9 protein-coding genes are annotated in these 13,228 nt (G+C 73.5%); 6 read left to right on the top strand and 3 right to left on the bottom strand.

Translation table 11 applies throughout. The features are described from left to right. The first annotated feature begins 37 nt into the window (after window positions 1-37). Complete coding sequence (locus tag ACFV18_RS20880; RefSeq protein WP_380485288.1) at window positions 38-346, top strand: hypothetical protein; 309 nt, start codon at window positions 38-40, stop codon at window positions 344-346. A gap of 386 nt (window positions 347-732) precedes the next feature. On the opposite strand, the gene ACFV18_RS20875 is transcribed toward ACFV18_RS20880, so the two are convergent. The 3 genes from ACFV18_RS20875 to ACFV18_RS20865 form a co-directional block, all read right to left on the bottom strand. Continuing rightward, window positions 733-2,532 (bottom strand): BTAD domain-containing putative transcriptional regulator, encoded by a 1,800-nt coding sequence (locus ACFV18_RS20875; RefSeq protein ID WP_380485286.1) that lies wholly within the window; start codon window positions 2,530-2,532, stop codon window positions 733-735. Window positions 2,533-2,591: 59 nt separating this feature from the next. Next, window positions 2,592-3,758 carry a PP2C family protein-serine/threonine phosphatase gene (locus ACFV18_RS20870; RefSeq protein ID WP_380485284.1) on the bottom strand — a complete coding sequence of 389 codons (1,167 nt, stop codon included), beginning with the start codon at window positions 3,756-3,758 and terminating at the stop codon, window positions 2,592-2,594. 232 nt (window positions 3,759-3,990) lie between these two features. Continuing rightward, the gene (locus tag ACFV18_RS20865; RefSeq protein ID WP_380485282.1) at window positions 3,991-6,117 is read right to left on the bottom strand and encodes an alpha-galactosidase; all 2,127 of its coding nucleotides are present in this window, start codon (window positions 6,115-6,117) and stop codon (window positions 3,991-3,993) included. Between the two features lie 138 nt (window positions 6,118-6,255). Here ACFV18_RS20865 and ACFV18_RS20860 point away from each other — a divergent pair, with 138 nt between their 5' ends. The 5 genes from ACFV18_RS20860 (at window position 6,256) to ACFV18_RS20840 (ending at window position 13,224) form a co-directional block, all read left to right on the top strand. Beyond that, on the top strand, window positions 6,256-7,431 hold the full coding sequence (locus ACFV18_RS20860) for an ROK family protein (protein ID WP_380485280.1): 1,176 nt from the start codon (window positions 6,256-6,258) through the stop codon (window positions 7,429-7,431). Window positions 7,432-7,990: 559 nt separating this feature from the next. Continuing rightward, window positions 7,991-9,283 carry an ABC transporter substrate-binding protein gene (locus tag ACFV18_RS20855; RefSeq protein ID WP_380485279.1) on the top strand — a complete coding sequence of 431 codons (1,293 nt, stop codon included), beginning with the start codon at window positions 7,991-7,993 and terminating at the stop codon, window positions 9,281-9,283. Further along, entirely contained in the window at window positions 9,280-10,254 is a 975-nt protein-coding gene (locus ACFV18_RS20850) for a carbohydrate ABC transporter permease (RefSeq protein ID WP_380485277.1), read from the top strand. Before ACFV18_RS20855 ends, ACFV18_RS20850 begins: the two co-directional genes overlap by 4 nt. A 7-nt stretch (window positions 10,255-10,261) precedes the next feature. After that, entirely contained in the window at window positions 10,262-11,107 is an 846-nt protein-coding gene (locus tag ACFV18_RS20845; protein ID WP_380485276.1) for a carbohydrate ABC transporter permease, read from the top strand. Between the two features lie 170 nt (window positions 11,108-11,277). Beyond that, window positions 11,278-13,224, top strand: a complete 1,947-nt coding sequence (locus ACFV18_RS20840; RefSeq protein WP_380485274.1) for a glycoside hydrolase family 5 protein — start codon at window positions 11,278-11,280, stop codon at window positions 13,222-13,224. Window positions 13,225-13,228: the final 4 nt, after the last annotated feature.

Raw genomic sequence — 13,228 nt, 5'->3', positions numbered from 1 at the left:
CCATTTCCCTTCCCCTCGTACTCGAAGGCGGTTCTTCATGCGTCGTATCGGCATGCTCATCGCGACAACCCTCGGCGTGGCCGTCCTGGCCGCAGGCACGGCCGCGTCGGCGGACATCCCTCAGCAGCCCGATCGGGCCCCGGCTGCGGCCGGGCCGAAGGCGGGGGCGGACGAGGCGAAGAGTTGTGTCAAGGCCGACACATCGCCTTTCGCCGTCACCAACAACACCGACGGGGTCGCCCTCGTCTTCGACGAGCCCGACTGCACCGGGCACATGCTCGGCGCCATGTTGCCCGGCGAGACCAAGGACCTCGAACTCGGCCAGAGCGTTTACTTCGTCCAGTAACGACCCGGACCACCGGCCGATCGGCGCCGGCCACCACGACGGTGGCCGGCGCTTTTGGGGTTCGGCAGGCTTATTCCCACCTCAGCTCGATACGGACGCCGCCCGCCCGTTCAGACCTTGATCACCGTTGCCCCGTTGCCGCCTCCCGGTCTCGCAGGACGGCCTTGGCGAGCCCCCTCGCTGTCCAGCACCAGGGTGCCTCCTGGCGCGGCGGCGTCCCGGGTCACGCAGCGCTCGGGGCGGAGGCGTGCTGCTCGTCGCGCGTGCGGCGCAGCAGGTCGCGACGCTGTTGGATCCCTTCGTCGGTGATCCGGCCGTGTTCGGCCTCCGCGACGGCGATGAGCTCGTTGAGGTTGTCCCGTGCAGAGAGGGCCGGTGGCGGGCCGTCAGGAGGGTTGTTGGAGGTGGGCGTGGAGGTGGGTGAGGCGAGGGAGGGTGTAGTGGGCGGTGTGGGCGGAGACCTCTTCGGTGGGGCAGAGGAGGATGCCGGCCAGGATGAGGTGTTCGAGGGCGTCAAGGGCGGGGGCGGGGGGCAGGGCGAGGGCGTGGCGGGCGTGGGTGAGGTCGAAGGTGGGGGTCCAGGGGTGGCGGGTCAGGCGGGAGAGGGTGTGGCGCTGGGGGGCGTCGAGGGCGTGCCACTGGGTGTCGAGGCGGTCGCGCAGGCGGGTCTCGCCGACGGCGAGTTCGTCGAGGGCGCGCTGCGGGTCGGCGAGGCGGTCGGCGAACTCGCCGAGGGGCAGGTGGCGGAGGGCGGCGAGTTTGTAGCCGGCCAGACGGACGGCGGCGGGCAGCAGGCCGCACCCGGTGACGATGCGTTCGGCGGCGGCGGGGGCGCCGTCCACCCGGTGGGCACCGACCAGCAGTGAGAGCAGGGCGAGGGCCTCGGGGACGGTGAACGGGGCGAGGTCGGTGCGGTGGGCGGCGCCGAGGCCGGCGAGCGGGGTGCGGCCGGTGACCAGGGCGACGGCCGGGCCGGCCGGGGGGAGCAGGGAGCGGACGGCACGTTCGTCAGTGGCGCCGTCCAGAACGATCAGCGCCCGGTGGTCGGCCAGCCACTCGCGCCACCGGGCCGGTGTGTGGACAGGATCGGCGTCGGCGGGGTCGGTGGCCAGCAGCCGGGCCAGGTCGGTGGCGACGGCCTGCGGTTCGCGGGCCCGGCCGGTGGCGTCCCGCAGGCGGACGAACAGGCGGCCGTCGGGGAAGTCCTCGCGCAGGGCGTGGGCGGCGCGGATCGCCAGCGCGGTCTTGCCGACGCCGATCGGCCCGGTCAGTACCACCGGCCGCTCGGCCCGGCGCACCGCGCGGACCAGTTCGGCGACCTCCTGCTCCCGGCCGGTGAAGGCGGTGGTGTCCGGCGGCAGGACGGTGCGGCCCGGGCGTGCGGCGGTACGTGGCGGCGGTGCCGGGCGGTCGGCGAGCAGTTCGCGGTGGCAGGCCTCCAGTTCGGGGCCGGGCGACAGGCCCAGTTCCCGGGAGAGTTGCTGGCGCAGTTGCGCGAACGCGGCCAGTGCTTCGGCGCGCCGCCCGGCCCGGTGCAGGGCGAGCAGGTGGACGGCCTGGAGGCGTTCGCGCAGCGGGTGACGGTCGGTCAGGTCGGCGAGCGCGCCCGCGACCCGGCCGGCGTGGCCGAGCCGGAGTTCCACCTCCGCCCAGTCCTCGACGGCCGCCAGGTAGCGGGCCGTCAGCCGCTCGGCGACGGCCCGCAGCGCGGAGGAGTGCCGCAGCTCCGGCAGCGGCGGGCCGTCCCACAGCCGCACCGCCTCGCCGAGCAGCCGGCCCGCCTGTTCGTCCTCCTGCCGGGCCGCCGCCTCCCGGCCGGCCCGGACCAGGGCGGTGAACCGCAGGGTGTCCAACTCCTCCTCGGCGACGCGCAGTTCGTAGCCGCCGGGGCGGTGCACCAGGCGGGCGGCGCCGAGCGCCCCGCGCAGGCCGGAGACGTACACCTGAAGGTTCTTCCGGGCGGACCGGGGCGGTTCGTCCTCCCAGACCGCCTCGGTCAGCAGGTCGGTGGAGAGCAGGGTGTTGGGGTGGCCGAGCAGGGCGGCCAGGACGGCGCGCTGTTTGAGCGAGCCGAGGGCGAGCGGGCCGCGGTCGGTTTCGGCGGCGAGCTGGCCCAGCAGGCGGAACCGCAGCGGCGGGCGCTCGGGGCTCACGGCGGCGGCGTGCTCTGTCAGCCCGGTGGCCACGAAACCTCCTCACCCGCACGGAGCACCGTTGCTGCGCGCGTCCATGACAGGTCAGCCTGTCAGAGCGGTGCGGGCCCGGGGTATCCCAGGTTTCTGGGATGCGCGCGGTCGGGCGGCCAGGCCAGCGCGAGCAGCGCCGCGTCGTCGTCGGCGCCGCCGGTGGCGAAGGCCCGGGAGTCACGGTGCAGCCACTCCAGCAGGGCGGCGGGGCCGGGGCCGTCGGGGTGCGACTCCAGGTGGGCGGTCAGGCGGGGCAGCAGCGGGTAGAAGGTGCCGTCGGCGGCGCGGGCCTCGGTGAGCCCGTCGGTGTACAGCAGCAGGGTGTCGCCCGGGTGCAGCCGGACGGCCGGGGCGGCGGGTTGCGGGTCGTCCACCTCACCGAGGCCGCTCAGGCCGCTCAGGCCGCTCAGGCCGAGCGGCGGTCGCGGCGAGACCGGGAGTTCGGCGACGACGGTGCCCCGCAGGATCAGCGGCGGCGGGTGCCCGCAGGACAGGCCGTGGGCGGTTCCGTCGGCGGCGATCTCGACCAGGAAGGCCGTGGCGAACGCCTCCGAGTCGTTCAGGTGGCGCCGCAGACTGGTGTCCATCCGGTCCGCGAGGTCGTTCAGCCGCGCGTGGTCCTGGGCGGCCTCGTGGAACGAGCCGAGGATCACGGCGGCGGTGGCGACGGCGTCCAGGCCCTTGCCGCGGACGTCGCCGATCAGGGCGCGGACGCCGAACGCGGTGTCGGCCACCGCGTACAGGTCGCCGCCGACACGGGCGTACTGCGCGGCGGCCCGGTACGCGGCGGCGGTGCGGAACGGGCCGACCACGGGCGGCGGCGGCCGCAGGATCGCCCGCTGCGCGGCCTCGGCGACCGAATTGATCTCCACCAGGTGCGCGGCCGCCTGCTCGCGGCGGTGCACCAGGTAGACGCCCAGCGCGGCGATGATGGCGATCACCGCGCTGGTGCCGATCGCGGCGCCGACCCGGCCCGGTTCGCCCGGCACGAAGGCCCAGCGGGTGCCGATCGCGAGCACCGCAGAGGCCACGATCATCGGCGGCGGAAAGGCCATCGACACCAGGGCCGGCACCGCGACCACCACCGACGGCGTCTGCCAGCCGTCCGGCGCGAACTGGAGGCCGACCATCACGCAGTACATCAGGACGGCGGTCCCCAACGACACCGCCCGCCCCACCCTGCCGACCCCGTAGCCCGCGCCGTCCTCACTGCGGTCGGTCCACACCCCGTTCTCCTCCCACCCGCCCGCACACCGCTGCGCGCACGACCCCCAAGCTTCCCGTGCGAGCAGGCCACCCGGCGTGTCGCCACACCGTGAGACGGCCGCCGGTCGGGCAGGGCACGCCACACCGCTGCGCGGCACACCGCTGCGCGGCACACCGCTGCGCGGCACACCGCTGCGCGGCACACCGCTGCGCGGCACACCGCTGCGCGGCACACCGCTGCGCGGCCGGCGGTCAGCTGTCGGTGCGGTGCAGGCGGACCAGGCAGCTGGCGTAGTCGCCGGCCGGCAGCGGCGGCTCGATGCCGCGGTGGACCAGGACGGCGCCGCTGTACTCGCGGCCCCGGTCCGGGTCCAGGTAGCGGGCGGCGGGGTCGAGTGCGGGCAGGCGGACCGGGGCGGGCGGGTGTCCGAAGCGGGTGCTGGGGCGCCAGACGAGGAGCGCGTGGTCCCGGCCGTCGCGGGAGGCGTAGTGGACGGCGGCCACCGGTCCGGGCGGCGTGAGCCGGTGCTGGACGCCGTGCTGGACGAGCGGGCGGATCTGCTTGTAGCGGGCGACCAGTTCGGCGGCCTCGGCGAGGTCCGCCGCGGGCCAGGACGAAAGGTCGCCGCCGATCCCGAGCGCCCCGGCCATCGCGACGTGGAAGCGGAACCGCAGCGGGGTGCTCCGCCCGGTCGCCGGGTTGGGGCTGTCGGTGACCCAGGCGGCCATCGCCTGGGCGGGGAAGAGCTGCGAGAAGCCGTGCTGGATCCCGATCCGGTCGACCGGGTCGGTGTTGTCGGACGTCCAGGCCTGGTCGGTGCGGGCGAGCATGCCGAGGTCGACCCGGCCGCCGCCGCCGGCGCAGGCCTCGATGCGCAGCCCGGGGTGGTCGGCGCGCAGCCGGTCCATGATCCGGTGGACGGCCCGGGTGTGTCCGATCCACAGCCGGTCCGGGTCCGGGTGACCGTCCCAACCGGCTTCGGTGAAGGGCCGGTTGGCGTCCCACTTCAGCCAGTCCACGGTGTGTTCGCGGATCAGGGTGTCGAGCGTGCGGTGGGCCCAGGACTCGACCTCGGGCCGGGCGAAGTTCAGCACCAGCTGGTGGCGCAGTTCGGTGGCGTCCAGGTGCGGGGAGTGCACCACCCAGTCGGGGTGGGTGCGGTACAGCTCGCTGTCGCGGTTGACCATCTCCGGCTCCACCCAGAGCCCGAACTCCATGCCGAGCCGGTGCACTTCGTCGGCCAGTGGGCGCAGCCCGCGCGGGAAGGCGGCGGGCCGGGGCGTCCAGTCGCCGAGCCCGGAGCGGTCGTCGCACCGGGTGCCGAACCAGCCGTCGTCCAGGACGAACAGCTCGGCGCCGAGCCCGGCGGCGAGCCGCGCCAGGCGGAGCTGGCCGGCCTCGGAGACGTCGAAGCCGGTGGCCTCCCACGAGTTGTACAGCACCGGCCGGTCCCGTTCGGGCTGCGGCAGGACGTGCCGGCGCAGGTGCTCGTGCCAGGCGGTACTGGACGCGCCGAAGCCGTGCGCGGTGTACAGGCCGGCGAACACGGGGGTGTGCAGCCGCTCGCCGGGCCGCAGCGTCCAGGCGGTGCCGTCGTGGCCGAAACCGCCGGTCCAGCCGGTGCGGCCGACCGGGTCGCGGTGCACGGTGATGCGCCAACTGCCGCTCCAGGCCAGTGCGGTGCTCCACACCTCGCCGTGTTCCTCGTCCGCGGTGCCGTCGTCCACGGCCAGCCAGGGGTTCGCGTGGTGCCCGGTCAGGCCCCGACGGCTGGTCAGTACGGTCTCGGCGACCGGCAGCCGGTCGCGCCGCAGCTGGAACTCGCTGTTCCAGCCGCCCACCAGGTGGCTGAGCCGGTAGTCGGGCAGCGCGGGGGTCCGCCAGGCGGCCGAGTCGAGCCGGTCGACGGTGATCGGCCCGTCGGTGCCGTCCTGGGGGCCGAGGTGGGTGAGCTCGGTCCAGCGCTCGATCACGTCGCTGTCGGGCCGGACGCGGTAGCAGAGTTCGGCGCGCAGCGGGCGGCGGCGGTCCTGGAGGCGCAGCCGCAGTTCGCCGCCGTCGGCGCGGTGGCCGGTGAAGCGCCACTGGGCGCCCCGGGTGCCGTCGGCGAAGCGGACCTGGAGGCCGGCCGGGCCGAAGCGCGCCCCGGTCTGCGGCGCGAGCTCGTCGGCGGCGGCGTCGTCCTCGAAGCTGCTGTCGGCGGGGGAGCCGGTCGCGGGCAGCGCCGCCAGGTCGGCGGTGTCGAGCGGGGCGCCCCAGTACAGGTGCCGGGGGCTGCCGTCGGGGTGCAGGCGCAGGGCGTACACGCTGTTCGGGGTGCGCAGGACCGCGAGGCCGCGGTCGGGGTCGAAGCTGACGGGTGGAGACGTGGCGGGCACGAGTGAATCCCCTGACGCGCGAAGGGAGTTGGAAGGCGTCCAGGGCCTGTCCGGCCGGAGGCGGCTTTCGAGCGTAGGGCGGCCTCGATCCCCGAATCAATACTGTCGGAAGTTATTTATTTGCTCTAGATTGCCTCCGTGTTTCGACAACGCTCGCAGCCCCTTGTCAGCGCCCCGGCCGAGACCGCGATCCTTGCCCGTCTGCTGGCCGAAGGGCCGCTCAGCAGAGTGGAGTTGGCGCGCCGCACGGGGCTCTCCTCGACGGCCGTCACCAAGGCGGCCCGGCCGCTGATCGACGACGGCTACCTGTACGAACTGCCGCCCGAGCGCACCGCCCCCGGTGCGGGCCGGCCGGTGTACCCGCTCGCGGTCGACCGGGACCGCGAGTACTTCCTCGGCGTGAAGATCAGCGCCGACCAACTCTTCGGCGCGGTCTGCGACTTGAGGGCCGGCATCCGGGACACCGCAGTCCGGCCGGTGGAGGTCTGCACCCCGGAGGCCGTCACCGCGCTGCTCGCCGAACTGGTCGACGAACTGCTCGACTCCGAGCCCGGGTTCCGGGCCCGCACCCGCCACCTCGGAGTCGCGGTGAACGGCGACGTGGACCGCGACAGCGGACGGCTGCGGCACTCCGGCCTGCTCGGCTGGCGCAACGTCCCGCTCGCCGAACTGCTGGAGTCCGCCACCGGGTTGAGCGTCACCGTGGAGAACGACGTGCGGGCGCTGACGGTCGCCGAGCACTGGTTCGGCGAAGGCATCGGCACCGGCTACTTCGCCCTGGTCACCATCGGCTCCGGCATCGGCTCCGCCCTGGTCGTCAACGGCCAGATGATGCGCGGCGCGTACGGCGTCGCCGGCGAGGTCGGCCACCTGTGCGTCGACCCGGCCGGGCCGCGCTGCCGGTGCGGCGCCAGAGGCTGCGTCGAGGCGATCGGATCGATCGACGTCATCCTCGACACCGTCCGGCAGGCAGCCGGAGATCCGCGGCTCACCTTCCCCGAGGTGGTCACGATGGCCCGCGAGGGCCGACCCGAGGCCCGCGAGGCATTCGCCAGGGCCGGGAAGGCGATCGGCACCGGCATCGCCGCACTGGTCAACCTGATCGGCCCGGAGCGGGTGGTGGTCAGCGGCGAGGGCGTCGACGCCTACGACCTGTTCAGCCGTCACATCCAGGACGCGTACGCGGCACACGCCTTCGGCGCGGCCTCCCGCTGCCCGCTGTCGCTGCGCCCGCTGCCCTGGCAGGAGTGGGCCCGCGGCGGCGCGGCCGTGGCCATCCAGGCGCTCTTCCCACAACCCCCGTCCGGCGGCTGACCCGCAGCCGCGCCCGACCGTCCGACTTCCCGACCACCAACCGTCCGACTGCCGACACCCAGACCGCCGACCGTCCGACTGCCGATTCCCGACCGCCGATTCCCGACCGTTGACCGCTGACCGCTGACCGCTGACCGCTGACCGTCCGACTGCCGACCCCGGCCGCCGGACCGTTGAACGCTCGGCCCCTCGACCTCGGCTCCCTCGACCGCCGATCTCTCGGCACCGATTCCCGGCCCGCGGCGACGCGGCGGTGGCCATCCAGCGCACTTCCCACAACCTACCGGCCGGCGGCTGACCCGCTGCCGCTTCCGCCCCCTCGATCCCCGACCCCTCGGCACCGATTTCCCGGTCTCCGACTGCCCGACGCCGACCGCCAGCCCCGGCCCCTCGACCGCCGACTTCCCGACCTCCGATTTCCACACCCCCCGACCGCCGACCTTTCGGCCCCCGATTCCCGACCCCCGACCGCCGCCCGTCCGGGCCGGCCGGTACCGGCGATGTGCCGGTCGGGGAGAGCAAGTGCCCTGCACCCCCTCACAGCAAGGACACGCGCCCCATGAACATCCCCGTGAACACCCCCGCGCCCCGGATCGGCCGACGCCGATTCCTCACCGGATCGCTGCTGATCGCCGCCGGAGCGGTCGTCAGCACCGCCTGCAGCACCGACCCCACCGGAGGGTCCTCCGGCGGGAAGACCACGCTCAACGTCTGGTACCACGCCTACGGCGAGGCCGGCACCCAGCAGGCCGTGCTCCGCTACGCCACCGCCTTCACCAAGGCCAACCCGGACATCGCGGTCAAGGTGACCTGGGTTCCGGGCGATTACGCGGGCAAGCTCTACGCCAGCCTGCTGACCGACGCGGCCCCCGACGTGTTCGAGATCGGCGACTTCGACGAGGGCCTCGCCCATCGCGGGCAGATCGCCCCGCTCGACGAGCTCTACGGCGACACCAGGGCCGACTTCGGCGCCGCCGCCCTCGACACCGTCACCGTCGAGGGCAAGCTGTACGGCGTCAAGATGATCGACGACGTGCTGATGCTCTACTACCGCAAGAGCGCCCTGGCCGCGGCCGGGATCACCCCGCCCACCACCTTCGACGGCCTGGCCGCCGCCGCGAAGGCGCTGAGCACCGGAAAGTCCAAGGGCCTGTACCTGGGCACCGACGGCACCGGCGACGGCCCCGCTCTCGCCGTGATGTCCACCGGCGGCGAACTGGTCACCCGCGAGGGCAAGGTGGCGTTCGGCTCGCCGCAGGCCCTGGAGGCGCTCACCGCCTTCAAGCGTCTGCACGAGGACAAGTCGCTGCTGCTCGGCTTCACCACCGACTGGTGGGACCCGTCCGCGTTCACCCAGGGCATGGCGGCGATGCAGTGGTGCGGCCTGTGGGCGATGCCGGCCGTCCGGACCGCGCTCGGCGACGACTTCGGTGTCATGCCGTGGCCCGCGTTCCGCGAGGGCGGCACCCCCGTGCTGCGGGTCGGCGGCTGGACCAGCTGCGTCAACGCCAAGGGCCGGCACGTGGACGCGGCGAACAAGTTCGTCCAGTGGCTCTGGGTGCAGAACTCGGACCTTCAGCGGGACTTCGCCGAGAGCTACGGCCTGCACGTGCCGCCGCGCACCTCGGTGGCGGCCACCGCGACCAAGCTCACCACCGGCCTCGCGAAGGACACCGTCGAGCTCGCCCGGAGGTACGGCCGGCACAACCCCGGCACCTGGAACACCGCGGTCAGCACCGCCTTCAACGCGGCCGCGGCGAAGATCGCCACCGGGCAGGGCGACCCCGCCGCCCTGCTCGCCGACGCGGCGAGCAAGGCCCAGAGCGAGATCGACAAGCAGCTCGGCCGATGATCCCCGCCCTCGACAGGCCCCGCCCCGCGGCCGGCCGACGAAACCGTACCGCCCGGGCCGGCCGTCACCACCGCACCGGCCGCTCCGGCCGGCTCGCGTTCGTCCTGCTCACCGCGCCGATGCTGATCGGGCTCGGCCTCTTCAAGTACCTGGCGATCGGCTGGAGTTTCCTGCTCAGCCTCAGCGAGGCCCGTGGCAGCATCGCCCTCGGCCACTGGGTCGGACTCGACAACTACCGCACGCTGCTGGCCGATCAGGCCTTCCGCGACTCGCTGCTGACGATCCTGCTGTTCACCGCCTTCATCGTGCCGGTCACCTTCGCCGCCTCGCTCGGCCTCGCCCTGCTCGTGCACCGCGTCCGGCGCGGCCGGGCACTGCTGCGCACCGCCTTCCTGGTCCCGACCGCCGTCTCGTACGTGGCGGCCTCGCTGCTGTGGAAGATGTGCCTGTTCAACGGCCTGCCGACCGGCGTCGCCAACCTGATCGGGGGCTGGTTCGGCGCCGAGCCCGTGCCCTGGCTGCAGACCGTCTCGCCACCGCTGTACTGGGTGGTGCTGGTGACGCTGCGGCTGTGGCTCCAGGTCGGCTTCTACATGGTGCTGTTCCTGGCCGGCCTGCAGGCCGTCCCACGGGAGCTGTACGAGGCCGCGGCGCTCGACGGGGCCACCGGCCGGCGGCTGCTGACCGGCGTCACCCTGCCGATGCTGCGCAACACCTCCGTCGCCGTGCTGATGCTGCTGTTCATCGCCGCGTTCCAGGCCTTCGACGAGTTCTACAACCTGTTCAGCAGCGGCATGTCCGGCACCGGGACGGCGCCCGTGCAGACCCCGCTGGTCCACCTCTACAACACCGCCATGGGGAGCCAGAACTACGGCGTCGGCTCCGCCGGGGCGTTCCTGCTGACCGCCCTGATCGTCGGGGTGACGCTGATCCAGGGCCGGGTCACCGGATTCGGCCGGGCCGGGGAGTGAGCGCCGGATGAGCACCCTGTCCGCCCCGCTGCGGGCCGCCCGCCTCACCGTCCGCGGTCTGCTGATCGGCCTGCTGACCGCGCTCTTCCTGGCGCCCTTCTACCTGATGCTCCGCAACGCGCTGATGGACAGCCGGGGTCTGACGGCGCCGGAGTGGACGTGGTGGCCGTCCACCATGCACCTGGAGAACTTCACCGCGCTGTTCGAGGACCCGTCCGTCGCGATGGGCCCGGCGCTCGGCAACTCGCTGCTGGTCGCCGCCGTCACCGCGCCGCTGTCCACGCTGCTCGCCTCGGCCGCCGGGTACGCGCTGGCCCGGATTCCCGTCCGTGGGCGCGGCGTGGTGCTGGCGCTGGTGGTGGCGACGCTGATGATCCCCGGCTCGGCCACCTTCGTGCCGACGTTCGTGGTGGTCGGCTCGATGGGGGGCGTCAACACGCTGTGGGGCATCATCGCGCCCGGCCTGTTCAACCCGTTCGCGGTGCTGCTGTTCCGCAACTTCTACCTGCAGTTCCCGGACGAGATCGAGGACGCCGGCCGGCTCGACGGCCTCGGCTGGCTCGGCCTGTACCGGCGGATCGCGCTGCCCAGCTCCGGGGCGATGCTGGCCTCACTCGGGGCGCTGTCCTTCATCGACAGCTGGAACGCCTTCCTGTGGCCGCTGGTGATCGGCCAGGACCCGTCCGCCTGGACCGCGCAGATCGCGCTGTCCACCTTCCTCACCTCGCAGACCATCAACCTCCCCGGGCTGTTCGCCGGCGCTGTGGTCACCATCACACCGCTGGTCGTCATGTTCCTGGTCGCCCAGCGGTACATCGTCGAAGGCATCGCCTCCAGCGGCCTCAAGGGCTGACCCGGCGTCACCACCCGCACCACCGCACGGCCGCACCACCACGCAACCGCACCACCGCACGGCCGCACCACCACGCAACCGCACGGCCGCACCACCACGCAACCGCACCACCCGCGCCACCGCACCGCGCAAGGTCAGACGCACCTCTCCCCCCTCGTCAGGAGCGTTCCGTGAAACCTCGCACCACTCTCCGGTGCGCGTCCGCCGCCCTCGCCGCGGCGTGCGCCCTCCTGCTCGGCACCCTCGCCCCCACCGCGTCCGCCGCGACCGTTCCCACTGCGGACACCCCGACCGCGGCGCCCGTCCTCACCGGCCCGCAGCTCGCCGCCTCCTGGGCCGGCCCGCTGTCCACCCGGGGCCGGTACGTCGTCGATGCGAACGGCGACCGGTTCAAGCTCAAGGCCGGCAACTGGGCCGGGGCCCAAGGCACTTGGCAGGGCAGCGGCGATGTCCGCGACCCGGCGAACCACCAGGCCCGGCAGCTGTCGAACAACATTCCGCTGGGCCTGGACCGGACTCCGATCGCCCGGATCCTGGCCGACTTCCACACCATGGGCCTGAACAGCATCCGTCTGCCGTTCGCCAACGCGCTCGTCCACGACACCACCGCCGTCCCGGACGCGGCCGTCGCGGCCAACCCGCAGCTCAGGGGGAAGACCCCGCTGCAGGTGATGGACGCCGTGGTCGCCGCCCTGACCGCGGACGGCTTCGCGGTGATCCTCAACAACCACACCACCAGCTACCGGTTCTGCTGCGGCCTGGACGGCAACGAACGCTGGAACAGCGGACAGTCCACCCAGCAGTGGATCGACGACTGGGTGTTCCTGGCCAAGCGGTACCAGGACAACAAGCGGGTGGTCGGCGCCGACCTGCGCAACGAGGTGCGCCGCGACACCTGGAACGACGCCAACTGGGGCTGGGGCGACGACCACGACCTCAACCAGGCGCTGGAGGACGCCGGCAACCGGATCCTCCAGGCCGACCCCGACCTGCTGATCGTCATGGAAGGCATCAACTGGCAGGGCATCCCGACCGACCTGACCCCGCACTGGCGCCCGATGCTCACCCCCGTCGCCACCCTGTCCAACACCCTGATCCGCTCCGACAAACTCGTCTACTCCGCGCACTTCTACGGCTACACCGGCCCCAGGCACACCGGCGCCACCGGCACCGGCGAGACCCACGACCCGCGCTACGAGGAACTCACCCCCGACCAGCTCGCCCAGGCCGTTGACGAGGAAGCGCTGTTCGTGACCCGCACCGGCCAGCACTTCACCGCTCCGGTGTGGATCAGCGAGTTCGGCGCCGCCGGCCGCGGCCCCGTCGATGCCCGCGAACGCGCCTGGTTCGACACCTTCACCGACATCCTGGTGCGCAACGACACCGACTTCGCGATCTGGCCGCTGGTCGGCTGGAGCGACTCCACCGGCACGCCGCAGGACAACTGGGCGATGGTCAACTACACGGCGGACGGCACCCGGCTCGGCGTCATGGACACCGGCGACTGGCGCGCCGCCGACTGGAACAAGTTGATCGCCGCCCCCGCCCGCAGCGGTCCGGTCGCCGACGGCCCGCGCTGGAACATGCTCAACCTCGACCACTACGACGCCAACCTGTCCACCGCCATGCTGGCCGGGCCCGACTGGTCCTACGGCAACCGCAAGGGCAACTGCCCCGACACCCAGCGCCTGGTCGGCCTCGGCCGCGGCGACAGCCGTGGCCTGTGCACGGACGCCGGCCGGCCCGCCAAGGGCGCCGGTGCCTGGACCACCGTCACCGACGAGCGCTACGTCACCCACGGGGACTGGGCCAGCGGCTACAACAAGCTCCAGTGCCCGGACAACACCTTCGCCGTCGGCTACAGCGTCAACCGCAACGCGATGTCCGCCCTGCTGTGCGCGCCCGCCGCCACCGCGCTGCCGCTGACCGGGCGCAACGTGTGGTTCGACAGCGGGGACAACCGGCCCGCCGGCGGCGGTTCGGCCGCCAGCGACTGGGCGCCCGGTTACTACAAGGGCCAGTGCGCCGACAACGAGTACCTGGCGGGCGTCGCCTACACCTGGAAGTGGACCCACGGCGGCGTGCCGGACGCGCTGCTGTGCCGCCCGCTGAACTGACCCG

The sequence above is a fragment of the Kitasatospora sp. NPDC059673 genome (assembly GCF_042734215.1).
Taxonomy (GTDB): domain Bacteria; phylum Actinomycetota; class Actinomycetes; order Streptomycetales; family Streptomycetaceae; genus Kitasatospora.
This window is presented reverse-complemented; position numbering and strand designations above follow the sequence as displayed.

Coding starts and splice junctions, on each gene's coding strand:
- ACFV18_RS20880 (WP_380485288.1), top strand. CDS start 38: ATGCGTCGTATCGGCATGCTCATCGCGACAACCCTCGGCGTGGCCGTC.
- ACFV18_RS20855 (WP_380485279.1), top strand. CDS start 7,991: ATGAACATCCCCGTGAACACCCCCGCGCCCCGGATCGGCCGACGCCGA.
- ACFV18_RS20850 (WP_380485277.1), top strand. CDS start 9,280: ATGATCCCCGCCCTCGACAGGCCCCGCCCCGCGGCCGGCCGACGAAAC.
- ACFV18_RS20845 (WP_380485276.1), top strand. CDS start 10,262: ATGAGCACCCTGTCCGCCCCGCTGCGGGCCGCCCGCCTCACCGTCCGC.